This is a genomic window from Sphingomonas sp. 10B4, from assembly GCF_035019905.1.
GTDB classification, from domain to species: domain Bacteria; phylum Pseudomonadota; class Alphaproteobacteria; order Sphingomonadales; family Sphingomonadaceae; genus Sphingomonas; species Sphingomonas glacialis.
Genome location: NZ_JASJVC010000017.1, coordinates 39,509 through 62,655, shown reverse-complemented (window position 1 = coordinate 62,655; position 23,147 = coordinate 39,509). Strand labels below are relative to the sequence as shown.

21 protein-coding genes, 1 rRNA gene and 1 pseudogene are annotated in these 23,147 nt (G+C 66.7%); 11 read left to right on the top strand and 12 right to left on the bottom strand.

The window, feature by feature from the left end:
* Positions 1-66: ribosomal RNA gene (locus QN347_RS07580) — 16S ribosomal RNA — on the bottom strand; the annotation flags it as partial.
* Between the two features lie 546 nt (positions 67-612).
* The gene (locus tag QN347_RS07575; protein WP_206365636.1) at positions 613-993 is read right to left on the bottom strand and encodes a hypothetical protein; all 381 of its coding nucleotides are present in this window, start codon (positions 991-993) and stop codon (positions 613-615) included.
* A gap of 186 nt (positions 994-1,179) precedes the next feature.
* Between QN347_RS07575 and QN347_RS07570 the strand changes: the two genes are divergently transcribed.
* The gene (locus QN347_RS07570; RefSeq protein WP_322164084.1) at positions 1,180-1,704 is read left to right on the top strand and encodes a gamma carbonic anhydrase family protein; all 525 of its coding nucleotides are present in this window, start codon (positions 1,180-1,182) and stop codon (positions 1,702-1,704) included.
* Between the two features lie 48 nt (positions 1,705-1,752).
* Here QN347_RS07570 and QN347_RS07565 read toward each other — a convergent pair whose 3' ends face one another.
* On the bottom strand, positions 1,753-4,344 hold the full coding sequence (locus QN347_RS07565; protein WP_322159523.1) for a M1 family metallopeptidase: 2,592 nt from the start codon (positions 4,342-4,344) through the stop codon (positions 1,753-1,755).
* A gap of 106 nt (positions 4,345-4,450) precedes the next feature.
* Here QN347_RS07565 and QN347_RS07560 point away from each other — a divergent pair, with 106 nt between their 5' ends.
* Entirely contained in the window at positions 4,451-5,410 is a 960-nt protein-coding gene (locus QN347_RS07560) for an NAD(P)H-dependent flavin oxidoreductase (RefSeq protein ID WP_133187553.1), read from the top strand.
* A 54-nt stretch (positions 5,411-5,464) separates the two neighbouring features.
* On the opposite strand, the gene QN347_RS07555 is transcribed toward QN347_RS07560, so the two are convergent.
* Complete coding sequence (locus QN347_RS07555; RefSeq protein WP_322159526.1) at positions 5,465-5,902, bottom strand: DUF1465 family protein; 438 nt, start codon at positions 5,900-5,902, stop codon at positions 5,465-5,467.
* A gap of 127 nt (positions 5,903-6,029) precedes the next feature.
* Complete coding sequence (locus QN347_RS07550; protein WP_133187551.1) at positions 6,030-6,227, bottom strand: YdcH family protein; 198 nt, start codon at positions 6,225-6,227, stop codon at positions 6,030-6,032.
* A gap of 176 nt (positions 6,228-6,403) precedes the next feature.
* On the opposite strand from QN347_RS07550, the gene QN347_RS07545 reads away from it, so the two are divergent.
* Positions 6,404-6,559, top strand: a complete 156-nt coding sequence (locus QN347_RS07545) for a YdcH family protein (protein WP_322159529.1) — start codon at positions 6,404-6,406, stop codon at positions 6,557-6,559.
* A 56-nt stretch (positions 6,560-6,615) separates the two neighbouring features.
* Here QN347_RS07545 and QN347_RS07540 read toward each other — a convergent pair whose 3' ends face one another.
* From QN347_RS07540 to QN347_RS07530, 3 genes are all read right to left on the bottom strand, one after another.
* A complete protein-coding gene (locus QN347_RS07540) occupies positions 6,616-6,996 on the bottom strand; it encodes a PilZ domain-containing protein (protein ID WP_133187547.1) in 381 nt (126 codons plus the stop codon).
* A 76-nt stretch (positions 6,997-7,072) separates the two neighbouring features.
* Entirely contained in the window at positions 7,073-7,537 is a 465-nt protein-coding gene (gene dksA / locus QN347_RS07535) for an RNA polymerase-binding protein DksA (RefSeq protein ID WP_133187545.1), read from the bottom strand.
* A 678-nt stretch (positions 7,538-8,215) separates the two neighbouring features.
* A complete protein-coding gene (locus QN347_RS07530; RefSeq protein ID WP_322159531.1) occupies positions 8,216-8,767 on the bottom strand; it encodes a hypothetical protein in 552 nt (183 codons plus the stop codon).
* 139 nt (positions 8,768-8,906) lie between these two features.
* On the opposite strand from QN347_RS07530, the gene QN347_RS07525 reads away from it, so the two are divergent.
* Complete coding sequence (locus QN347_RS07525) at positions 8,907-9,002, top strand: PEP-CTERM sorting domain-containing protein (RefSeq protein ID WP_133187541.1); 96 nt, start codon at positions 8,907-8,909, stop codon at positions 9,000-9,002.
* A gap of 59 nt (positions 9,003-9,061) precedes the next feature.
* Here QN347_RS07525 and QN347_RS07520 read toward each other — a convergent pair whose 3' ends face one another.
* Entirely contained in the window at positions 9,062-9,502 is a 441-nt protein-coding gene (locus QN347_RS07520; RefSeq protein WP_189676936.1) for a host attachment family protein, read from the bottom strand.
* A gap of 95 nt (positions 9,503-9,597) precedes the next feature.
* Between QN347_RS07520 and serS the strand changes: the two genes are divergently transcribed.
* The 5 genes from serS (at position 9,598) to QN347_RS07495 (ending at position 14,585) form a co-directional block, all read left to right on the top strand.
* On the top strand, positions 9,598-10,878 hold the full coding sequence (gene serS, locus QN347_RS07515; RefSeq protein ID WP_322159533.1) for a serine--tRNA ligase: 1,281 nt from the start codon (positions 9,598-9,600) through the stop codon (positions 10,876-10,878).
* Positions 10,879-11,002: 124 nt separating this feature from the next.
* Positions 11,003-11,767 carry a 5'/3'-nucleotidase SurE gene (gene surE, locus QN347_RS07510; RefSeq protein WP_322159534.1) on the top strand — a complete coding sequence of 255 codons (765 nt, stop codon included), beginning with the start codon at positions 11,003-11,005 and terminating at the stop codon, positions 11,765-11,767.
* A 26-nt stretch (positions 11,768-11,793) separates the two neighbouring features.
* Positions 11,794-12,909 carry a M23 family metallopeptidase gene (locus QN347_RS07505; RefSeq protein WP_322159536.1) on the top strand — a complete coding sequence of 372 codons (1,116 nt, stop codon included), beginning with the start codon at positions 11,794-11,796 and terminating at the stop codon, positions 12,907-12,909.
* Positions 12,910-12,938: 29 nt separating this feature from the next.
* A complete protein-coding gene (gene tyrS, locus QN347_RS07500) occupies positions 12,939-14,165 on the top strand; it encodes a tyrosine--tRNA ligase (RefSeq protein WP_322159538.1) in 1,227 nt (408 codons plus the stop codon).
* 99 nt (positions 14,166-14,264) lie between these two features.
* Positions 14,265-14,585, top strand: coding sequence for a PilZ domain-containing protein (locus tag QN347_RS07495; protein ID WP_133187529.1), 321 nt, complete (start codon positions 14,265-14,267; stop codon positions 14,583-14,585).
* 3 nt (positions 14,586-14,588) lie between these two features.
* Here the strand turns inward: QN347_RS07495 and recG are convergent, their stop codons facing one another.
* Positions 14,589-16,649 (bottom strand): ATP-dependent DNA helicase RecG, encoded by a 2,061-nt coding sequence (gene recG / locus QN347_RS07490; RefSeq protein ID WP_322159540.1) that lies wholly within the window; start codon positions 16,647-16,649, stop codon positions 14,589-14,591.
* A gap of 87 nt (positions 16,650-16,736) precedes the next feature.
* Here recG and QN347_RS07485 point away from each other — a divergent pair, with 87 nt between their 5' ends.
* Both QN347_RS07485 and mfd read left to right on the top strand, forming a co-directional pair.
* Positions 16,737-17,003, top strand: a complete 267-nt coding sequence (locus QN347_RS07485) for a succinate dehydrogenase assembly factor 2 (protein WP_133187525.1) — start codon at positions 16,737-16,739, stop codon at positions 17,001-17,003.
* Between the two features lie 49 nt (positions 17,004-17,052).
* Positions 17,053-20,546 (top strand): annotated as a pseudogene (gene mfd, locus QN347_RS07480) (transcription-repair coupling factor).
* A 128-nt stretch (positions 20,547-20,674) separates the two neighbouring features.
* Here the strand turns inward: mfd and QN347_RS07475 are convergent.
* Positions 20,675-21,130, bottom strand: coding sequence for a YybH family protein (locus tag QN347_RS07475; RefSeq protein ID WP_322159544.1), 456 nt, complete (start codon positions 21,128-21,130; stop codon positions 20,675-20,677).
* A gap of 14 nt (positions 21,131-21,144) precedes the next feature.
* Positions 21,145-23,133 carry a GGDEF domain-containing phosphodiesterase gene (locus QN347_RS07470; protein WP_322159546.1) on the bottom strand — a complete coding sequence of 663 codons (1,989 nt, stop codon included), beginning with the start codon at positions 23,131-23,133 and terminating at the stop codon, positions 21,145-21,147.
* Between the last annotated feature and the right edge of the window lie 14 nt (positions 23,134-23,147).

Below are 23,147 nucleotides of genomic sequence, written 5' to 3'. Positions count from 1 at the left end.
TTCGACTTGCATGTGTTAGGCATGCCGCCAGCGTTCATTCTGAGCCATGATCAAACTCTCAAGTTTATGTCACAAAATCATCGCAGTGGAATTCCACGATAATCTCGCTCATCTCAAGGAGCCGCTCTGCACAATATCTTTCAGACGACCCGCGCAGTTCGAAAACCGCATGGACCGTCCATTACGTATGGATACGTGAAGGACATATGAGAACGACTTAGCTTTAACCGAATTACCAACGCCTTGAAAACGTTGGACCCGGAGCCGCCGCCCACATGTCCCTTCATCTAAACCGACAATGTCAAAGAGCGCAAAATACCGACGCTAAGGAAATGCCCTTCTTTCAAAGAGCCCCTCGGCGCCGACAATTTGGTGACTGCAGAAGCGAACCGTCCGGTCCGTCGCTGCGGTGGAGTGGTCTCTAGTCGGGGTGTTTGATTCGGTCAAACGGTTTTTTGCAATTTTCTTTCAAACACGCGCTGAGCCCGCGGAAATCCTCGGATCTCCGCGGGCTCTGCACAGCTACGGCGATGTCAGATGCGCGGCCTGCGGAGCATTCCACGCCTTCTGACCGCTCGAGCAAGTCGGGGCAGGTCTCCCTGCCCCCTATGATCACGCCTTAGCGCGACCACGCTTAGGAGACGCCGCGGCTGCAACATCCTCTGCCTCGTCGGGCTGATCTTCACCCGCCTCGGTCAGTGCCTCGCCCAGCGTCTTGAGCTTTTCCTGATTGGTCTCGGCCTTCTCGGCGATCCGCGTCGTCGCCTCGCCGAGACGATGGAGCAATGCGTGAACTCGGTCGGCATCAGGCGCTGCGCGCTCGAGCTGCTTGCGTAAGGACGCGAGGTCGCGAAGAATGCCCTTTGCGCCGGGCGTGTCGATATCCGCGAGTGCGGCTTCCCAATCCTCGATCATGTCGCCGCCCTTGTCGGGCTTGGTCGAGCCGATACCGCGATTGAGGGCGTTGATCGTTCCGGCAAACTTGATAGCCATGCTGTCTTCCTCTCGGTTGCAATGGCGTATCAACGCCACGTGCACGCGCCGAGCTCCGCAGAAATGCGTGTCTTTATATCTGCTTGAGCCGGATCAAGCCGCGGAACCGGCGGCGTAAAACGGCGTGCGACTTGCCGACCGCGCCAATCGAGGTGCACGATGCCTGCACAACCCATGAAGATCGCCATGCCGCTTTATGAAATCGACGGACTCCGCCCGACGCTGGGCGAAGCGACCTGGATCGCGCCGAGCGCCGAGCTGATCGGCGACGTACGGCTCGGCGAAGATGTCAGCATCTGGTTCGGCGCGGTCGTGCGCGGCGACAATACGCCGATGATCGTCGGGGCGCGCAGCAACATCCAGGAAGGCGCGATGTGCCATTCGGACCCGGGCGCCCCGCTTACCATCGGCGAAGATTGCACGATCGGCCACCACGCCGTGCTGCATGGCTGCACGATCGGCGACCGCGTGCTGATCGGGATGGGCGCGATCGTGCTCAACCACGCCGAGATCGGCGAAGGATCGATCGTCGGCGCTGGCGCGCTGGTCACCGAGGGCAAGGTGTTCCCGCCTGGCAGCCTGATTGTCGGCTCACCTGCCCGCGCCGTCCGTACGCTCGACGACGCCGCGCAGGCGATGCTGCGCGTCTCGGCCGAGCATTATGTTGCGAATGGCCGCGAATATGCCGCCGGGCTCACGCGGATCGACTGAACACCCCCCCCTTCCCCGGCGCTCTACGCCGGGGAAGCCGCATGCCGCTTACTGTCCGCGCGTCGCCCACGCCGCGATGTCGCCGCGGATGCGGGCATTCACCAACTGCCGTGCTGCCATCGAAGCGACGATCGCCTTGGCACCGCCACGCGCCGCTGGCGGCAGATTGGCCGCGGCGAACGCGGTAATCTTGCCCGGCATCGCCGGATCGTCCGACCCCGCGCCCAGGCTCGCGACGAAGCCGGCGCGCGTGCTCGTCTCGACCAATGTGTTGACGAGCGGCAGATGCGCAAGCGCGAAGTCGAACGCCATGTCGGGATGGCCACCCGCCACCGCCTTCAGCAAACCGGCCTTTTGCGGCGCGGTGAAGCGATCGGTGGTCAAAAGATCGAGCGCGCGCTGCGCGAGCGCATCGTCCTCGGCCGCGCCGAGCAAACGGACATAACCGTTCTTCACCACCGGATTCTTCTCGGCGAGCGTCAGCTTGAGCAGCGCGTCCCATTCGGCCGGCGTCGCATTGGTCGCGTACGTGCCGAGGATCGGCTGACGGATCGCCGCCGGGATCGCATCGGGGTTGGTCGCCAATGCGGCGACATAGCCGCGCGCCTTGTCCGCAATCGCAGGGTCGCCGCGATGGCCGAGCACCGCGATCAGCGTTTCGCGCAGCGTTGCAACGAGCGGCGATTCGTCCTTGGTCGCGGTGAAGCCGACACGCTGCATCGCCGGAGCAAGCGTCGCGCGGACTCGCACGCGCATCGCGTCCTTCGCCGCGCCCTTGGGCAAGCGGCCCTCGAGGTCGGCGAGCTGCCCGGCAATCGTCTGCCACAGCAAGGGGTTCGCATCGAGCGCGACCGCCGCGACATCGGCGAAATAGCGATCGAGCTTCTGGTTGCCGCCCTTGACCAGCGCGAAATCGTCGCCGAGCGTGCCGAGCTGATCGGTCAGTGCGAGCGTGCCGAAGTCGCGCACGATCGCGTCATGCCCCGCCTGGCTGTAGAGCACGCGCGCATACGACCCCTTGTCGCGGTTGAGCACGACGGTGCCGCAGCCGCCCACGCTGACCGTCGTCGGCTTCGCCCCGCGCACCACGGCGCGCGTCACCGGCTGTCCGACCACACCGAGCGTCAGCGGCACGTGCCAGTCGAGCGGCTGCTTGGCGGTCGCATCATAGCCGAAACGGCCTTGCGTCAGCGTCACCTGCGTCTTGCCCGCGACACAGCGCGCGCCCGTCATCGTGACGAGCGGGACGCCGGGCTGGAGCGTGAAATCGTGCGCGACGTCGGCGACCGAGCGCCCTGCGGCGGCCGAAAGCTCGGCCCACAGCTGATCAGTCGTGGTGTTCCCGTATTTGTACTTCGCCATGTAGCGGCGAATGCCGTCGCGGAACACGTCTGGGCCGAGCGTCGACTCCATCATGCCGATGACCGCCTGCCCCTTGGCGTAGGTGATCCCGTCGAACGCCTCGCCGATCTGGTCGACGGTCTCGACATGGCGGATGATCGGATGCGTCGCGGCGGTCGCATCGACCTGCAACGCTCCTTCGCGATCCTGCGCCACCGCGGTCGCGCCGGCGAACCAGTCGGGGTTGAGGTCGATGCTCGACTTGTTCTCCATCCATGAGGCAAAACCCTCATTAAGCCAGAGATCGTCCCACCAGTTCATCGTGACGAGATCGCCGAACCATTGGTGCGCCATCTCGTGCGCGACGACGGTGTAGATGCGCTGCTTGCCGCTCTGCGTCGCGCGCTTCTTGTCGTAGAGCAATTCGGGCTCGAAATAGAAGACCGCGCCCCAATTTTCCATCGCGCCGAAGAACTGGCTCGAGCCCGGGCCCGCGATCATGTCGAGCTTGGGCAGCGGATAGGGCTGGCCGAAATAGTCGTTGTAATAGGTCAGCAAACGCTTGGCCGATTCGAGCGCGTAATCGCCCTGGTCGACGACGCCGCGGCGCGTGATGACACCGATCTCGGTCTTGCCCGCCATTACCGTCTTGCGCTCGACATCGCCCATGCCGAGGAAGAGCAGATAGCTCGACATCTTCGGCGTCTCGGCAAAGTGGTACAGCTTGCTGCCGTCGCCTTGCTTGGTCACGCTGGCGACGGGCATGTTCGAGAAAGCGGTCTGGTCGCCGGGCGCGACGGTGCTGAGCTTGAAGGTCGCCTTGTAGCCGGGCTCGTCCCACATCGGCGCGAAGCGGCGCGCATCGGGCGCCTCGAACTGCGTGACCAGCAGCCGTGACGACGAGCCGTCCTGGTTGCTGTAATCGATCGCGAACAGGCCCGCGGCCGAGGTGTTGATCGTGCCGGTCCAGGCGAATTGGACACGGTGCTGGCCCGCGGCGAGCATCGTCGGCAGCGTCAGCGTCAGCTGCTGCTTGGTCGTGTCGATCGTGAAGGGCACCGCCGCCCCGTCGACCATCGCGCGCGAAATCTTGAGGTCGGCGGCGTTGAGCACGACCGTGCGAGTCGGCTTGGCGACCGCGATGCTGATCGTTTCTTCGCCCGAAAAGGTCATCGCCTTGGCGTCGGGGCGAATCGTGATGTCATAGGCGACCGGCGCGATGCCGCTGGGCAATTGCCCGACAGCGAAAGCAGGAGTCGCGGTTCCGAGCAACAGCGCGGCGGCAAGGGTGAGCTTCACTTCGTTACTCCGGAAACAAACGGGGATTTGCGCGCCATAAGGCTTTCTGCACGCGAGGCAAATCGAGGCCGCTGGACAGTCCTTTCGGTTGCGCTATGAAACGGACATGAGCACACCGCCCCTCCTCTCGTCGCTGCGGCTTCCCCTTATCGGCTCGCCGCTGTTTATCATCTCGGGTCCCGAACTGGTGATCGCGCAGTGCAAGGCGGGGATCGTCGGATCCTTCCCCGCGCTCAACGCGCGACCGCAAGCGATGCTCGACGAATGGCTCCACCGCATCACCGAGGAACTGGCGGCGCATAACCGCGACCATCCCGAGCGCCCGGCGGCGCCGTTCGCGGTCAACCAGATCGTCCATCGCTCGAACGAGCGGCTCGAGGCCGATCTCGCGACCTGCGCGAAGTGGCAAGTGCCGATCGTCATCACTTCGCTCGGCGCACGTGAGGATCTCAACACCGCGGTGCACAGCTGGGGCGGGATCACGCTGCACGACGTGATCGACGACCGCTTCGCGCGGAAGGCGATCGAAAAGGGCGCCGACGGGCTGATCGCGGTTGCCGCCGGCGCGGGCGGGCACGCTGGGCGGCTGTCGCCCTTCGCGATCATCCAGGAAATCCGCCAGTGGTTCGACGGGCCGCTCGCCTTGTCAGGCTCGATCGCGACGGGCGACGCCATCCTCGCGGCGCAAGCGATGGGCGCCGATTTCGGCTATATGGGCTCACCCTTCATCGCTTCGCTCGAGGCGAATGCGGAAGCCGCGTACAAACAGGGGATCGTCGAGGGCAAGGCCGCCGACATCGTCTATTCGAACCTGTTCACCGGCGTGCACGGCAATTACCTGCGCGCCTCGATCGTCGCGGCGGGCATGGACCCCGATGCGCTGCCCGAGGGCGATCTTAAGACGATGGACTTCGGCACCGGCAACGGCGCCAAGCCCAAGGCGTGGAAGGAAATCTGGGGATCGGGCCAGGGAATCGGCGTGATCGAGCGCGTCGAGTCGGTCGCGGCGATGGTCGACCGGTTCGAAGCGCAGTACCGCGCGGCGCGCGAGCGGCTGAAGCTCTGAACGACGGGGGCCGGACGGATCCGGCCCCCTCGCCTCACAGGCTCGCGCGGCGGGCTAGAACGCCATCGCCAGCCGATGGTGCAGCGATCGCACCGGGCTTTCGATCTCGAGGTCTACGCCCGCGCTGGCTTCGTCGAGCCGCGCGACGCGGCCATGCAATTCCACGCTCGCCGCGATCAGCGTGCGCGCCGATTCGGGCATCTGTTCGAGCGCAACCGAATCGGTCACCAGCGCGGTGCCGAGCCGGCGCGACGGATCAAGCGCGTCACGCGGCAGCATTTCCCCCGCCTCGACCGCGCGCTGCGTCAGCAGCCAGGCGATGATGTGCATCAAGCGAGTCGTGACCTTGAGCGATTCGCACGAGAAGGCGACGCGCGCCATCGGATCGAGCGCTTCGCGATCGGCGCGCCCGCCCTCATCGAAATAGCTGCGGGCTTCGTCGGCCAGCACCATCGCATTAATATACAACGTGTCGATCACGCGCCGCTGCATCCGTAAGTCGTGCCAATTTACTCGCATCGCTGACCTTAGCCATAATCGATGGCGCAAAGGTAGCGCGTCCATCGCAGATTTGCGGCGGCATGTCCCAAAGCGGAGCGGCGCGCTAGACGCTGGTGGCCTAGGCGATGATGTCGGGAATCAACTGGTCTTCGAGCAGCGCGATCTCGTCGCGCAGCCGCAGCTTGCGCTTCTTGAACCGCGCAAGCTGGAGCTGGTCCGCCGAGCCGCTGTCGATCAGCGCGCCTATGGCCGAATCCAGATCTCGATGTTCGACGCGTAACACCTCGAGGCGCTTTGCGATAAGGCTGTCGTCCATTCGGTCCCCGCTCGATTGCCTCGTCTTAGCAAATCGCGGCGCTGCGACACGGATAAAATCGACCGGTCGCGAAATTCGGTGCGCGCGTCGCGATCCCGCAAAATGAGGGAAGACAATTAACCTCAAGCATGGTTCTATTCGCTCCCCCAAGCAGCTCATGAAGGAGGTACGCATCCATGCAGACCGCGCATCATTCGGCCCTGACGGCCAAGCATGCAGTCCTCGATCGACAGATCGCCACCGAAGCGCAGCGTCCCTTGCCCGACGCCGTTACGCTGGCCGCGCTGAAGAAGCAGAAGCTCAGGATCAAACAGGAATTGGCGGAAATCTGACGCCACAGGGCCCGGGCGCAGCGCGTCCGGGTCCGCTTACCCGCCGATCGACCGCCTCAGCGAAGCGGGCGACCGAAGATCGGCTTTACAAAGGTTGGTGTTTGCGCCCCCTGCCCGACGGGCTTGCGCGCCAGCAGCGGATCTATCTGCTGGTCAAACGCCACGCCAATGCGCCCGGCCGCCGACCAAGCGACCTGCCCGGGCACCCAACCGATTCCCCGCACATCGAATTCGACGCGCAGCCCCTGTTCGAGCCCGCCCTGGAGTTCGGCCATCAAGCCACCGGCCGACAGATTGCGCACCCGGAGCGGGCGAACCTCGCTACCACCGACGACGCGGAAATCCGCCATCAGGAACAGGCTGTCGCGCGACTCCTGCCGGTTGTGGGCGCCATCCTCGTCGGGAGCGCTGAGGGGATCGTGGGAATATTGATCCATCGCCTGAAACTTACGGCCTCCGTTATGATCGTGATAGCCGGGGAAATGTATCGAACCACTTAACAGATGCGGAAGATCACTCTTCGCGCGAGATCTTTTCTTGGCGTTCGTGGCGCTCCTGCGCCTCGACCGTCATCGTCGCGATCGGCCGTGCCTCGAGCCGGGCGAGCGAGATCGGTTCGCCGGTCACTTCGCAATAGCCATATTCGCCTTCATCGATTCGGCGCATCGCCGCCTCGATCTTCGAGATGAGCTTGCGCTGGCGATCGCGCGTGCGCAGTTCGATCGACCAGTCGGTCTCGCTTGACGCGCGATCGGTCAGATCGGCTTCGCGCAGCGTATCGACTTGGAGCTGCGACAGCGTTCCTGCCGCCTCGCGCAGGATCGAGTCCTTCCACCCCTGCAGCTTGGCGCGGAAATACGCCTGCTGCCGCGGGTTCATGAACTCTTCGTCGGCGCTTGGCCGGTAGCCGTCATCACCGCCGACGGGCGGCACTGCGAACTTCGCGGAGTCATCGTGTCGATTCAAGACCGTCGCCATCCCATTTTCTCCCACAGCCGCACGATGCCGAACGCATCGTGGGTCCGCCCCCGGGTCAACTCACGTCGTGCGGGCCTATAGCCATGCCCTTGAAGCTCCACAAGCAATCCGATGCGATCTTCTTCCGTTGCTTGGCGCAATGTGCTTTTCCCGCACCCACCCGGACACGCATCGGCGCCGTGCAAGCGGCAAACGCGTCTTTGTCCCAAGACGAAACGTTAACTCACAATCAACCTTTGCGAATGTTACAAAATCGTGGATTAAGGGTTGTGAGGTGGGAAACGCGCTTGAACGTAACGATTTGTTGCCGTTTACCCGATAAAGCGACGTGGCGAAGCTTACCGTGGAACGCCATATAGTATTGATTTAACGGTAAAGAGAGAGTGGCGATATGTCGGTGCGGATGGCCTTGGCGAAACTGTGTGCCTGTGCGTGCGGCGGCGCGATCGTCGGCGGCGGCGCGGTGCATGTCGCGGATTCGTCTCGGGCCCGCACGGCCTATGTTCACAAGACCAAGCGAATCGTACGCAAGACGGCGGTGGCCTCGGTGCGCCGGGTCCGTCGAGTCGTGACGACGACGCGTACCACCCCGCCACCGCAGGTGGTCGTGGTGACGACGCAGGGCGCGCCGATCCCGCTGCCGCCCGCGTTCAACGGTTTTAACGGGTCGCCGGGCGGCTATGGCCCAGCGGTGATCGGCGGCGGCTTCGGCGGCGGCGGCGGCTTTTTTGCTGGAGGCTTCTTCGGTGGTGGCGGTGGCGGCGGAGGCGGCGGCAACATCACGATCTCGTCGACGTCGACCGGCAGCAGCGGCACCGTCGTCAACGTATCGTCGGGCGGATCTTCGACCAGTTCGTCCACCAGCGGCGGGTCGACCTCGACTGGCGGCTCGTCGACCTCGACCGGCGGTTCCTCGACCTCGACCGGCGGCTCCTCCACGTCGAGTGGTGCAGTCTCCAGCACCTCGTCGTCGGGCGGCAGCGGCGGATCCTCGAGCAGCACCGGCGGCGCGACCGTGTCGAGCACGTCGTCGACGGGCGGATCGTCGTCGAGCGGCAACGTCTCCTCCGCGTCCGGCGGCAGCAGCGGCGATGTCTCGTCATCGACCTCCTCGAGCGGTAACGTTTCGTCGGCCTCCTCGTCGTCGACCTCGTCGAGCGGCAACGTCTCCTCGGCCTCGAGCGGCAATGTCTCGTCGGCCAGTTCGTCGAACGGATCGAGCACGAGCACCTCGTCGGCTAGCTCGAGCAGCTATGGATCGAGCAGCCACGGTTGGAATTCGAGCAGCAATTGGGGCAGCAGCAGCTATGGCAGCTCGAGCTGCGGCGCGAACTGCACCCCCGGCAATCCCGATGGCCCGCCCGCACCAGTGCCCGCGCCGCCGATGGTCCTGCTGTTCGGCGCAGCGGCGGCAGCGCTCGTTGCGCGCAAGCGCTTCACCAAGCGGAACGCCATCGCCGCCTGACCGGCTGATCGCGCGAATACAAACGGGCTCCCGCGACCATCGCGGGAGCCCGTTTTGTTTCAGGCGGCTTGCAGCGCCTTTTCGATCTGGTCGATCGGGTGTCCGGTAAGATCCTTGTCGAGCTCGCCGCTCAACCGCGCGCTGACTTCGCTGTGATAATGCTTGCGCAGCTCGCCGAGCGTCCGCGGCGGGGCGACGACGAACAGCTGGTCGTAATCGTTCGCCAGCGCACGCTTCTTGAGCAGCGCGGCGGTGTCGGCGGCGAAGCGATCTTCCTCCTGCTGGTGAAAATCGACCTCGGCCATCGAATTGTGGCCGCCACCGACGCTCGACGACGAGCGTCCGGCGTGGTCGGTCTTCTGCTCGCCGTCGCTCGGATTGATCTGCTCGACCGCGCGCTCGACGACGAGGTTGGGATGCGTCGCATCGCCCTCGTTGCGCAGGAACAGCGACTTGCGGCCATCGGCGACGAGCACGACGGCGTTGTGGGAAATCTGCATGGGCGCTGGCCTCTTATGGTTGGTGGTATGTCGGGCAACGCGCCGCGTGCCGCGCGGGTTGCGCGCGTGCGGCAGGCTGGGCATAGCCTGCGACCATGCATGATATCCGATCGATCCGCGAAAACCCTGCCGCCTTCGATGCCGCGCTCGCGCGTCGCGGGCTGTCGCCGCTCGCTGCCGGGCTGGTCGCGCTCGACGAGCGCCACCGCGCGCTGATCACCGAAGCGCAGACCGGCCAGGCGCGCCGCAACGAAGCGTCGAAGGCGATCGGTGCGGCCAAGGCCAAGAAGGACGACGCCACCGCCGCCAGCCTGATGGCCGAGGTCGCCGCGTTGAAGGAGCGGATGCCCGCGATCGAGGCCGAGGAAAAGGATGTCGCGGCACAGCTCAAGGCCGCGCTCGAGATCATCCCCAATCTGCCCGCCGACGATGTCCCGCACGGCGCGGGCGAAGAAGAGAATGTCGAAGTCGCCCGCTGGGGCACCCCGCGCGGTTTCGACTTCACGCCGCGCGAACATGCCGATCTCGCCCCTGCGCTCGGCATGGATTTCGAGACCGGCGCGCGCCTCTCGGGTGCGCGTTTCACCTTCCTGCGCGGCGACATGGCGCGTCTGCACCGTGCGCTCGGCCAGTTCATGCTCGACGTTCAAACACGCGAGCATGGCTATGAGGAATGCAACCCGCCCGTACTCGTCAAGGACGAGGCGATGTACGGCACCGACAAGCTGCCGAAGTTCGCCGAGGACAGCTTTCGCACGACCGACGATCGCTGGCTCATCCCGACGAGCGAAGTCAGCCTGACTGCGAGCGTGATGGGCGAATTGCTCGATGAAAGCGCGCTCCCGCTGCGGCTGACCGCGCTCACGCTGTGCTTCCGTTCCGAAGCGGGCGCGGCGGGGCGCGACACGCGCGGCTTCATCCGCCAGCACCAGTTCGAGAAATGCGAGCTCGTCAGCGTCGTGCGCCCCGACGACAGCGAGGCCGAGCACCAGCGCATGGTCCGCGCCGCCGAGACGATCCTCGAACGCCTCAACCTGCCCTATCGCAAGCTGCTGCTGTGCACTGGCGACATGGGCTTCGGCGCGCGCAAGACCTACGACCTCGAAGTCTGGCTGCCGGGCCAGAACGCGTATCGCGAAATCAGCTCGTGCTCGAACACCGGCGCGTTCCAGGCGCGGCGGATGAACACGCGCTACCGCGTCGCTGGCGAGAAGAAGACCGAGTTCGTCCACACGCTCAACGGTTCGGGCCTCGCGGTCGGGCGGACGTTGGTGGCAGTGCTCGAGAATTATCAGAATACGGACGGCAGCGTCACGGTGCCGGAGGCGCTGCTACCCTATATGGGTGGCGTGACGCGGTTGGAGCCCAAGCACTGACCCAAACCGTTCGTGCTGAGCCTGTCGAAGCACTGCTCGCCACACACACTTCGGAATGTGTGGCGAGCAGCCCTTCGACAAGCTCAGGGCGAACGGGAGTTGGTTCGAATTTGAAAGAGATCCGATGCGCATCTTGCTCACCAACGATGACGGCTATCACGCCCCCGGCCTCAAAATCTTGGAAACGATCGCCGCGAAATTCTCGGACGATGTGTGGGTCGTCGCCCCCGCCGACGAGCAATCGGGCGCGGGCCATTCGCTGACGCTCACCCGGCCGATCCGCGTTCGCCAGCACGGCGAGAAGCGCTTCGCCGTCGCGGGCACGCCAACCGATGCGGTGATGATGGCGCTCGCCAGGATCATGGCCGATCACAAGCCAGACCTGATCCTGTCGGGAGTCAATCGCGGCGCCAACCTTGCCGAGGACGTGACATATTCGGGCACCGTCTCGGCGGCGATGGAGGGCGCGCTCGCGGGCGTTCGCTCGATCGCGCTGAGCCAGGTCTATGACAAGCAGGGCATGGGCGACACCGTCCCGTTCGATGCCGCCGCGGCATGGGGAGAGCGCGTGCTGCGCCCGCTGATCGATGCACCCCTCGAGCCGCGCACGCTCGTCAACGTCAATTTCCCGGCAGGCGCGGCCGATGCGGTGAAGGGCATCCGGATCGCGCAACAGGGCCTGCGCGACTATGGCCGCTTGCAGATCGTCACCAACCGCGATCCGCGCGGCTATGACTATCACTGGTTCGCGCTCGGTCCGCCGATCGACACGCCGGCGCATTCGACCGATCTCGAAGCCGTGGCCGACGGGTTCATCGCGGTGACGCCCTTGCATCTCGACCTGACACATCACGCGTCGCTCGCTATGCTTAACCAGCTTTATACGTAACGGTGGGGGCGATCAGGGGGACGGGGATGGTGCGGGGCAGGGAATACGGCTGGGCGGCAATGCTGCTGTTGACGACGCTCGGCGCGTGTATTCCCAATCCCGACCGACCCGACCGCGGGTATCGCCCGCCGCGCGATCGCCAGGATACGGCGTGGCGCGACGACCGGACCGGCCCGCGCGAAGATACACAGCCCGAGCGCTACGAACCCCGCCGCATCGACGAGCGCGTCTCCGCCCTCCCCGCGCCCTTGCCGGCGTGGCAAGCCCGCCCCGTCACCGCCGATGCCGCGACGATCGATACGACGACCTATCTCGTCCGCCCTGGCGACACGCTGCGCGCGATTGCCGATCGCACCGGCGGCGGATCCGAAGCGATCGCGCGCGCGAATCAACTGCCTCCGCCCTTCGTGGTGCGCGCCGGCCAGCGGCTGACGATCCCGGGCGGGCGCTATCATCTCGTGCGCGCGGGCCAGACGGGCATCGCGATCGCGCGCGCCTATGCGGTCGATTGGTCGCGGATCATCGCCGTCAACGATTTGACCGCGCCCTACACGCTGCGCGTCGGGATGCGCGTTTTGATCCCGGGTACCGCTGGCGGCAGTTCGGCGGCCGAGCGCGCCGCCGCCTTCACGCTCGACATCGATGATATCCTCACCGGCAGCGAGCCCGCGCTCGCCGCCAACCAGCGCCCCGCCCAGCCGACCGCCTCACCGCGCCGCGTGCTCGCGCCGACGCAAGCGCTTGCCGAGCCGGCGCAGTTGACGAGCGGCTTCGCCTGGCCGGTCCACGGCAAGATCATCACGCGCTTCGGCCCGGGCGCCTCGGGCGAGAAGTTCAACGGCGTCAACATCGCGGTGCCGCTCGGCACGCCAATTCTCGCCTCGGCCGACGGTGTCGTGGCTTATGCCGGCAGCGGGGTTCCGACGCTCGGCGGGCTGGTGATCGTCAAGCACGGCTCGAGCTGGACGACGGTCTACGCCAATGCCAGTCAGCTGCTCGTCCGGCGCGGCCAGGCGGTCAAGCGCGGCCAGACGATCGCGCTGTCGGGCGATTCGGGCGCGGCGAGCCGGCCCGAGGTTCATTTCGAAATGCGCAAGGGCCGCACACCGGTCGATCCGCAACGGCAATTGCCGGGGATTTAACGAACGCAAAAATCGGCTATGCGCGCGGAATGACCGAGCACACTTCCGATCTCCTCCGCCTGCTGTCGACGCGCGGCTATATCCACCAGACCACCGACGCGGCGGCGCTCGATGCGCTTGCGGCGAAGCAGGTCGTGCCGGGCTATATCGGCTTCGATCCGACCGCGCCCTCGCTCCATGTCGGCAGCCTGGTGCAGATCATGCTGCTGCGCCGGCTCCAGCAGGCGGGGCACAAGCCGATCGTGCTGATGGGCGGCGGCACCGGCAAGATCGGCGACCCGAGCTTCAAGGACGAAGCGCGCAAGCTGCTCGACCATGACGGGATCGCGCACAACGTCGCCTCGATCCGCCGCATCTTCGAACGCTTCCTGACCTTTGGCGACGGGCCGAGCGACGCGATCATGCTCGACAATGCCGAGTGGCTCGACAAGCTCGAATATATCCCGTTCCTGCGCGACGTCGGCCAGCATTTCTCGGTCAATCGCATGCTCGGGTTCGACTCGGTCAAGCTGCGGCTCGACCGCGAGCAGTCGCTGTCGTTCCTCGAATTCAACTACATGATCCTCCAAGCCTACGACTTCCTCGAACTGTCACGCCGCGCCGGATGCCGACTGCAGATGGGCGGATCGGACCAGTGGGGCAACATCGTCAACGGGATTGAGCTCTCGCGCCGGATGGACGGGACCGAGGTGTTCGGCATCACGACGCCGCTGATCACCACCGCCGACGGCGGGAAGATGGGCAAGACCATGTCGGGCGCGGTGTGGCTCCACGAGGACCAGCTGCCGCATTACGATTACTGGCAATTCTGGCGCAATACCGACGACCGCGACGTCGGGCGCTTCCTGCGGCTGTTCACCGATCTGCCGCTCGACGAGATCGCGCGGCTCGAGGCGCTCGAGGGCGCCGAGATCAATGCCGCCAAGATCATCCTCGCCAATGCCGCGACCACGATGTGCCGTGGTGAAGCCGCGGCAATCGAGTCGGCCGAAACCGCGCGCCGGACCTTCGAGGAAGGGGCGGCAGGCGGCTCGCTGCCGACCTTCACCGTGAGCGGCGATATCGGCATCGTCGACGCGCTGATCGGCCTGGGCTTCGCTGCGTCGAAGGGCGAAGCGAAGCGGCTGATCAAGGGCGGTGGCGCCCGCGTCGGCGCCGACAAGGTCAGCGACGAAGCGATGATCGTCAGCGTCGGCGATGCGCCGGTGCGAATCGCGGCTGGCAAGAAGAACCACGGCTTGCTCGTCCGCGGCTGATTGCGCCACAGTTCGGGTAATCCGCTGTTAAGCGGGTTCGTTCCGTACTGCTTCACACCCGCGGCCCTAGCGTCAAGGCCACCCAAGAGGGGGCTTGTAATGGGTAAGGCGTTGGACTTGGCGACAGCGGAGAGCCGGACGCTCGTCCGCGACGAAGTACATTACCGCGCACGGGCGTTCGGGCCCGACGCGCGGCAACTCTCCTTGCTGATCGTGAATCTCTCGGCCGCCGGGCTGATGGCGCGGTGCGACCTGAGCTACGGCGTCGGCGATCGGCTTCGCGTCACGCTTCCGGTGGTCGGGGTGGTGGTCGCCGAGATTCGCTGGGCGCTGGGCGGGCGGATCGGGTGCGAACTCGACGTGGCGATCGCATTGCCCGAATATTACGAACTGCTCGCGGTGCTGTTGAAGGCGAAGTAGCGCTCAGCCGGACCGCAACAGCGCAACCCCGGCATCGCGCTCGAACAGATAGAGCGCGGTGCGCGCCGCCTGCCCGCGTGCACCCTCGAGCCCGCCGTCGCGGTCGATCAGCAGCCGCGCATCATCCGTCGCGACCGGAAGGAGCGTCATCAGCATGTCGGGCGTGGCCAAACGAAAGCCCGCCTCGCCCGATTGCTTGGTGCCGAGCAGCTCCCCTGCTCCGCGCAAGCGCAGATCTTCCTCGGCGATGCGGAAGCCATCGGTCGTCTCGCGCATCAAGGCGAGCCGCGCGCGCGACGTTTCGCTCAGCGACCCGCCGCGGATCAGCAGGCAGTTCGACTTGCCCGAGCCACGCCCGACACGACCGCGCAGCTGGTGGAGCTGCGCAAGCCCGAAGCGATCGGCATGTTCGATCACGATCAGCGTCGCATTGGGGACGTCGACCCCGACCTCGATCACCGTCGTCGCGACGAGCACGCCGAGCTGCCCGGCCGAGAACGCGCTCATCACCGCGTCCTTCTCGGCGGGCTTCATCTTGCCGTGGACCAGCCCGACACGGTCGCCGAAGCGCGCACGCAGCGTCTCGGCGCGCGCCTCGGCGGCGGCCATGTCGCTCTTCTCGCTTTCCTCGACCAACGGGCAGACCCAGTATGCCTGGCCCTCATCCGACAAATGTCGGCCGAGTGCATCGACGACATCGGCAAGGCGGTCCTCGGAAATCACGCGCGTCTCGATCGGCTGCCTGCCCGGGGGCATCTCGTCGAGCTGGCTGACGTCCATCTCGCCATAATTGGCGAGCGTCAGCGTGCGCGGGATCGGCGTTGCGGTCATCGCCAGCAAATGCGGTGCAGCCTTGGCCTTGGCCTGGAGCATCATCCGCTGCGCGACGCCGAAGCGATGCTGCTCGTCGACCACGACGAGCCCGAGATCCTTGTACGCGACCGCCTCCTGAAAGATCGCGTGCGTGCCGATCAGGATGTCGATCGTCCCCGCGGCGAGCCCCATCAGCGTCGCCTCGCGCACCTTGCCCTTGTCGCGCCCGGTGAGCACCGCGACCTCGACCGGCAGCCCGGCGAGCGTGCGGCGCAGCGATTCGTAATGCTGGCGCGCGAGGATCTCGGTCGGCGCGAGCAACGCCGCCTGCGCGCCCGCCTCGACCGCGACGAGCATCGCGAGCGTCGCGACGAGCGTCTTGCCCGAGCCGACATCGCCCTGCAGCAAGCGCAGCATCGGTTGCGGCTGGGCGAGATCGCCCTCGATCTCGCGCACGGTACGCGCCTGCGCGCCGGTGAGCTCATAGGGCAGCCGCAGCGCATCGCGCAGCTTGCCGGTCCCCGCGAGCGCCCGTCCCCGCCTTGCCCGCGACGATTGGCGCACAAGCATCAGTGCCAGCTGGTTGGCAAAGATTTCGTCGTACGCCAGCCGCTCGCGCGCCATCGCGTCGGAGGGATCGGCGTGGATCCGCGCCAGCGCCTCACGCCAGGCGGGCCATTGCTGCTTGGCGAGTAACCCAGGCTCGATCCATTCGGTCAGGTCTGGCGCGCGCTCGATCGCCTGCGCGGCGAGCTGGCCGAGGCGCTTCGAGGTCATCCCCTCCGACAGCGGATAGATCGCCTCGCGCTCGGGCGTGTCGCCGGCTTCCTCGAGCGGCAGGACATAGTCGGGGTGGACCATTTGCAGATCCTGCCCGTACATTTCGAGCCGCCCCGATACGCGGCGTGGCTCGCCGACCGGCAGCAACTTCTTCACCCAGCCCGAATTCCCGCCGAAATAAACGAGGCTGACGACGTTGCCGAGCGCATCGGTCGCATGGACCCGCGTCGGCCCGCGCCCCGCGCTCGAGCGGTACGATTGCGCGGTCAGCGTGATCGCGATCACCCGCCCGGCATCGGCCATGTCGAGCTCTTCACGCGCGAGACGATCGACCCAGCCGGTCGGCAGATGGAAGGCGACATCGACGACGCGCGACAGGCCGAGCCGGTCGAGCGGTTTGGCGAGTGCCGGGCCGATGCCCTTCAGCGCCGTGACTTCGGCGAACAATGGATTGAGGATATCGGGTCGCATGACTATCTGGGTCCTCTACCCCCACCCGGCTTCCGCCGCCAGCGTTCCGCTGTCGGTCGGTGTCGGGCATTTCTGTATGGAGCGAGCATGGACCGCGAGACCCGCCTGAAACGCCTGCGCTTCCGCGCCTGGCACCGCGGCACCAAGGAAGCCGATCTGCTGATCGGCGGCTTCTTCGATGCGCGCTCGGCGGGCTGGGACGGTGCCGAGCTCACGCTGGTCGAGGAGCTGCTCGAGGAGCAGGACGTCGATATCATGGCGTGGGCGATCGGGACCGATACCTGCCCCGAACGCTATCGCGGATCGATCCTCGAGGCGCTGCAGGCGCTCAACTACGTGCCGATCGCGGAATAGTCTCTCGTTCCCCGGCCGTGTGCCGGGGTGACGGACCTCGAAAGTACCGATGCCAAACCTCAACACGATCCTCACCGCCAAGACCCCACTCACGCTCGCCGGCGTGCCGACCGGGTTCGAGCCGTGGCTGCTCGCCGACCTCGCCCGCGCCGCCAAGTCGCGCGCGGTGTTCGTCGCGCCCGACGAAGCTGCGATGCGCGCGATCGCCGCGACCGCGCAGACCTTCGCGCCCGAGCTCGAGATCCTGACCTTCCCGGCGTGGGACTGCCTCCCGTACGATCGCGCTTCCCCTACGCTGCGGGTGATGGCCGAGCGCATGGCGACGCTCCACCGGCTGCAGCAGCCGATCAAGGGCCCGCAGCTCCTGCTCACAACGGTCAACGCGGTGGCGCAGCGCACGCTGACGCCGTTCCGCATCCGCCAGCTCGTCGCCAAGCTCGCGCCCAAGGAGCGGATCGGTCGCGACAAGCTCGCCGCGCAGCTGCAAGCGAACGGCTATGTCCGCGTCGAGACCGTCGCCGATTCGGGCGAATTCGCGGTGCGTGGCGGCCTGGTCGATCTATTCCCGAGCGGCGAGGAGCACGCGCTGCGGCTCGATTTCTTCGGCGACGAGATCGAGAGCGTCCGCACGTTCGATCCCGCCGACCAGCGCACGACGGGGCGCGTCGACGGCTTCATCCTGCTCCCCGCCTCGGAAACGCTGATCGACGAGGACAGTATCAAGCGCTTCCGCGCGCGCTATCGCGAGCGCTTCGGCGCGACCGCGACGGGCGATCCGCTGTACCAGGCGATCTCGGAAGGTCGGCGTCTTGCAGGGATGGAGCATTGGCTTCCGCTGTTCGAAGACAAGCTCACGACGCTGTTCGACCATCTCGGCGACGATGCCGTCATCCTGCGCGACGCAGGGTCGGTCGCGGCGGCCGAGCAGCGGTTCGAGGCGATCACCGATTACCACGCCAACCGCGTCAAGGCGCAGGTCAGCGATCCCGGCAGCTATCGTCCGCTGCCGGTCGATGCGCTGTATCTGACGGCGAAGGACTTCGCGGCGCGGCTCGACGAGGCGCCGGCGCACCGCATCACCGCATTCCATGAGCCCGAGAGTGCGAGCGTGCTCGACTTCGGCGTCGACGGACCGCGCGATTTCGGGGCCGAGCGCGCGAATGGCGCGAACGTGTACGAGGCGGTGGTGCATCATTTGCGCACGCTCGAGCGCGATGGGCGCAAAGCCGTACTGGCGAGCTATTCGGCGGGCGCGCGCGAGCGGCTGGCGGGGTTGCTGCGCGATCACGGGGCGACAAACCTCAAGCTGGTGGACACGTGGCAGGAGGCGCTCGGCGCTTCTGCTCCTACTTCCCCCCTCCCGCCTGCGGGAGGGGAGGACACGGCGCGACGGTAGCGCTCATCATCCTGCCGCTCGACCACGGCTTCTCTAGCCCCCAAGTCGCGCTCCTCACCGAGCAGGACATGCTCGGTGACCGCCTCGTCCGCCGCGCCAAGCGCAAGAAATCGGCCGACGCCTTCCTCGCCGAGCTGGCGATGCTCACGCCGGGCGATCTCGTCGTCCATGCCGACCACGGCATCGGCCGCTACGAGGGCCTGACCTCGATCCCCGTCGGCCAGGCGCCGCACGATTGCGTCGCGCTCACCTATGCCGGCGGCGACAAGCTGTTCGTCCCCGTCGAGAACCTCGAAGTCCTCAGCCGCTACGGCTCGGACAGCGAAGGCGCGAGCCTCGACCGGCTCGGCGGCGAAGCCTGGCAGCGCCGCAAGTCGAAGATGAAGGAGCGGATCCGCGAGATCGCGGGCGAGCTCATCGCCACCGCCGCCGAACGCGCACTCCGCCCCGCCGAGACGATCGACCGCGACAGCGGCTATGCCGCCTTCGTCGACCGCTTCCCGTACGAGGAAACCGACGACCAGGACCGCGCGATCGAGGACGTGATGGGCGATCTGCTCAAGGGCACGCCGATGGACCGCCTCGTCGTCGGCGACGTCGGCTTCGGCAAGACCGAGGTCGCGTTGCGCGGTGCCTTCGCCGCAGCGATGGCCGGGCTCCAAGTCGCGGTGGTCTGCCCGACCACCCTCCTCGCGCGCCAGCATTTCAACAATTTCACCGCGCGCTTCGAAGGCTTCCCGCTCAATGTCGGGCGGCTGTCGCGGCTCGTCCCCGGCGCGGAGGCGAAGGCGACCAAGGCCGGCCTCGCCGATGGCACGATCGACGTCGTGATCGGCACGCACGCGATCCTCGCCAAGGGGATCGAGTTCAAGCGGCTCGGGCTCGTCGTGGTCGATGAGGAGCAGCGCTTCGGCGTCACGCACAAGGAACGGCTGAAGGGCCTCAAGACCGACGTCCACGTCCTCACGCTCACCGCGACGCCGATCCCGCGCACGCTGCAGATGGCGATGTCGGGCATCCGCGAGCTGTCGGTGATCCAGACCCCGCCGGTCGATCGCCTGGCGGTGCGCACCTATATCATGCCGTGGGACCCGGTCGTGCTGCGCGAAGCGCTGCTGCGCGAGCATTATCGCGGTGGCCAGAGCTTCTTCGTCACCCCGCGGATAGCGGACCTGCCCGAGATCGAGGCGTTCATGCGCGATCGCGTGCCCGAGGTGCGCTACGTCGTCGCGCACGGCCAGATGGCGCCGAGCGAGGTCGAGGAGCGGATGTCGGCCTTCTACGACAAGAAGTTCGAAGTGCTGATCTCGACCACGATCGTCGAGAGCGGGCTCGACATCCCGAGCGCCAACACGATGATCATCCACCGCGCCGACCGCTTCGGCCTCGCCCAGCTCTACCAGCTGCGCGGCCGTGTCGGACGCGCCAAGACGCGCGCTTATGCCTATCTCACCACGCCCGAGAACCGCACGCTCAGCCAGACCGCCGAGAAGCGGCTCAAGGTGCTGAGCGATCTCGATACGCTGGGGGCGGGCTTCCAGCTCGCCAGCCACGATCTCGACCAGCGCGGTGCGGGCAATCTGCTCGGCGACGAGCAATCGGGGCACATCAAGGAAGTCGGCTTCGAACTCTACCAGTCGATGCTGGAAGAAGCGATCATGGACGCCAAGGCCGGCGGCCAGCGACTGCGCCCGAAGGATTTCTCGCCGCAGATCACGGTCGACGCGCCGATCCTCATCCCCGAGGAATATGTCCCCGATCTCGACCTGCGGATGGGGCTGTACCGACGCCTCAACGATCTCGAGGACCAGAACCAGGTCGAGGCGTTCGCCGCCGAGCTGATCGACCGCTTCGGCAAGCTCCCCGCACCGACCGAGAACCTGATCCGCATCATCGAGATCAAGCTGAACGCCAAGAAGGCATGCGTCGCCAAGATGGACGTCGGCCCCAAGGGCGCGCTCGTCACCTTCTTCGACGACAAGCCGCCGAACGTCGAGGGGCTGCTGGCATGGGTCGCCAAGCTCGACGGCGTCGCGCGGTTGCGGCCCGACAGCAAGCTGGTGGTAACGCGGACTTGGGGCGATCCCAAGGCGCGGCTACACGGCGCGCTGCAACTGTCGAAGGGGTTGGCCAAGGCGGCGGGGTAACGCGCCCTGCCCAGTTGGTTCCCCGGCGAAGGCCGGGGCCCAGTAGCGGAGCGGAAGAGCATCGGGCGCTGCGCCCGCTCAGCTTCGGCGCGCTGCTGTGCCCCGGCCTTCGCCGGGGAACGGTGAGGTCACGAACTATGGTCGGCGATGATCCGCCACCCCGCCCGCTCCCTGCGAAACACCAGCGAGGTCATCCCCGACTGTTCTTTGCCATCGGCGGCGCGCAGCGTGTAGCGGCCGATATAGAGCGCATGACCGCGATCGAGCAGCCGGAAGTCGAGCGTGACGAAGCTCAGCACGCCGCGCTTGCCGACGTCGGCGAAGTCGTATTTGGTCCGATAGCGCTCAGCCATCACTGCCTTGCCGCGCAGCACGCCGGTCTTCGTCACGAAGCTGGTCTCGGGTGCGTCCGAATACACCGCCATGAAGCGCGCGAGATCGCCCGCATTCCAGCCCGCCGCGCTATCGGCCATCGCCGCCTCGACGCCCGCTTGTGGCGCTCGCTGCGCCACGGGCGCTGGCGGGGTCGCGTTGGCCGCAAGCGGCACTGCGGCGAGGAACATTCCCAAGGCAAGACGCTTCATTCCGGTACCTCCAGCTAGCGCGCGACCAGCGCCTCGAGTGCCTCGACCGAGATCGGTTCGGCGCACAGGAACCCTTGATAGATCTGGCACCCCTCGGCCGCCAGCGCCTCGAGTTGCGGCTGCGTCTCGACCCCCTCGGCGATCACCGTCAGCCCGAGCGAGCGCGCCATGTCGATGACGCCGCGCACCACGATCCGGTCGCGCGCCGACCCGGTAATGTCCTGCGCGAGCTTCTTGTCGATCTTGAGATAATCGAGCGGCAATGCCTTGAGATAGGCGAGGCTCGAATAGCCCGTCCCGAAATCGTCGATCGCGATCCGGCACCCCGCCCCGCGCAGCACCGACAGCAAGGCCGAGGCGATGCCGAGATCCTCGATCAGCCCGCTCTCGGTAATTTCGAGCGTCAGCCGCGTCCGCGGAAAGCCGCTGGCATCGACGCGGTCGAGAAACAGGTCGGCGAAACCCGGCCGCGCGATATCGGCTGCGGTCAGATTGAGCGACAGGCGCAAGCCCGCCAGGGCCACAGGCCACGCCGCCGCCTGCGCGAGAACGACGCGCTGGATATGGTCCGACAGGCCGATCTCGAGATCGGCCCGTGCCGCCGCGGCGAACAGCGTCTCGGCGCCGATCGTGCCGAGCACGCCATGCTCCCAGCGTGCCAAGGCCTCGACACCAACGATCGCCCCGGTCGAGACCGACACCTGCGGCTGGTACAGCACGCCAATCTCGCCGCGCTCGAGCGCATGGTTGAGCTCGACCGCAAGCTGATCGATCGGCGCGTCGCCTTGCTCGGCGTCGGCGACGCGCATCGTCGCGGTATCGGATTCGCGCGCGTCGGCCAGCGCCTCGCTGACGCGGCGCAACAGGCTTGCCGCGCTATCGTCCGGCAGGGCCTCGGCCAGCCCAATCCGGCAACCGAGCACGGCGATCGAATCGCCCGTCACGAACGGACGCGCCAGAGCGTGCGCGATTCGCTCGACCACGAGATCGATCCGCAACCGGATGCTGCGGGCCGCAACCAGGAAGGTCGACCCGCTGAGCCGTACGATCAGCGCGTCGCGCCCGAGCATGTCGCGCACGACATCGTCGATCCGCTTCTGCGCGCTGCTGAGCAAGGCGTCGCCGGTCGCGCGGCCATAGGCTGTATTGACCATGTCGAAGCGATTGAGCGCGATCAGCATCGCGTGCAGCGGCGCGCCGGCCTCGTCGGCGAGCCGCCGCGTCAGCCAGCGCCGCGCGCTCCCCGCATCGCGCGCGCCGGCAAGCGATTCGCGCAGCTCGGCGGCCGGCTCGGGCGCGCTGCCGAGCGGTTCGACCACGGCGTCGATCCGCCCGCCATCGGCGTCGAGCTGGAGATGCTGCACCACGCGCCCGACCGTCGTCAGGTCCGAATCATGCGCAAAGGCGGTGGCCGGACGGTTGGCCGAGACCCGGCGCAGCGCCGCCACGGCAGCGATGCGATCACCGCGGTCGAGCCGTCGCAGCATCGCGCGCACGCTCGGCTCGTCGTCGATCGCGAGCAAAGCTGCGAGCCCCGGCGTGAGAATGAGCGTCCGGCTGATCAGATCGTAGCGCCAGCCGAGCGGCGCGAAAACCGGCCCTGCCGCCCATTCGCGTGCCATCCGCTCGGCATGACGCGCGGCAAAGCGGACCGCCTGGAGGAATTCAGCCTCGCTGAACGGGCTCGCCAGGAAATGCGTGGCCCCCGCGCCATAAAGCGCGGCGATCGTCGCCGCCTCGCCGCGCGAAACCAAAGCGAGCAGCGCGCCACCATTCGCCTCGACCGCGCCGCTCATCGTGCGCGCCGCATACACCCCGTCGGCCGGCGCACCGCGCGCATCGATCACCGCCACCGCGGCGCCGCTCGACAGGAAGCGTCGCTCGGCCCCGCCCGCCCGGCGCGCGGCGACGACTTGCCAGCCAGCGCCCGCCGCCAAGGACGCCAGTTCGTCGCGCTGTCGGAACGACAGGATGAAAAGCGGGGCGTTGGGCGTACCGGTCATGCAACGACCCTAAT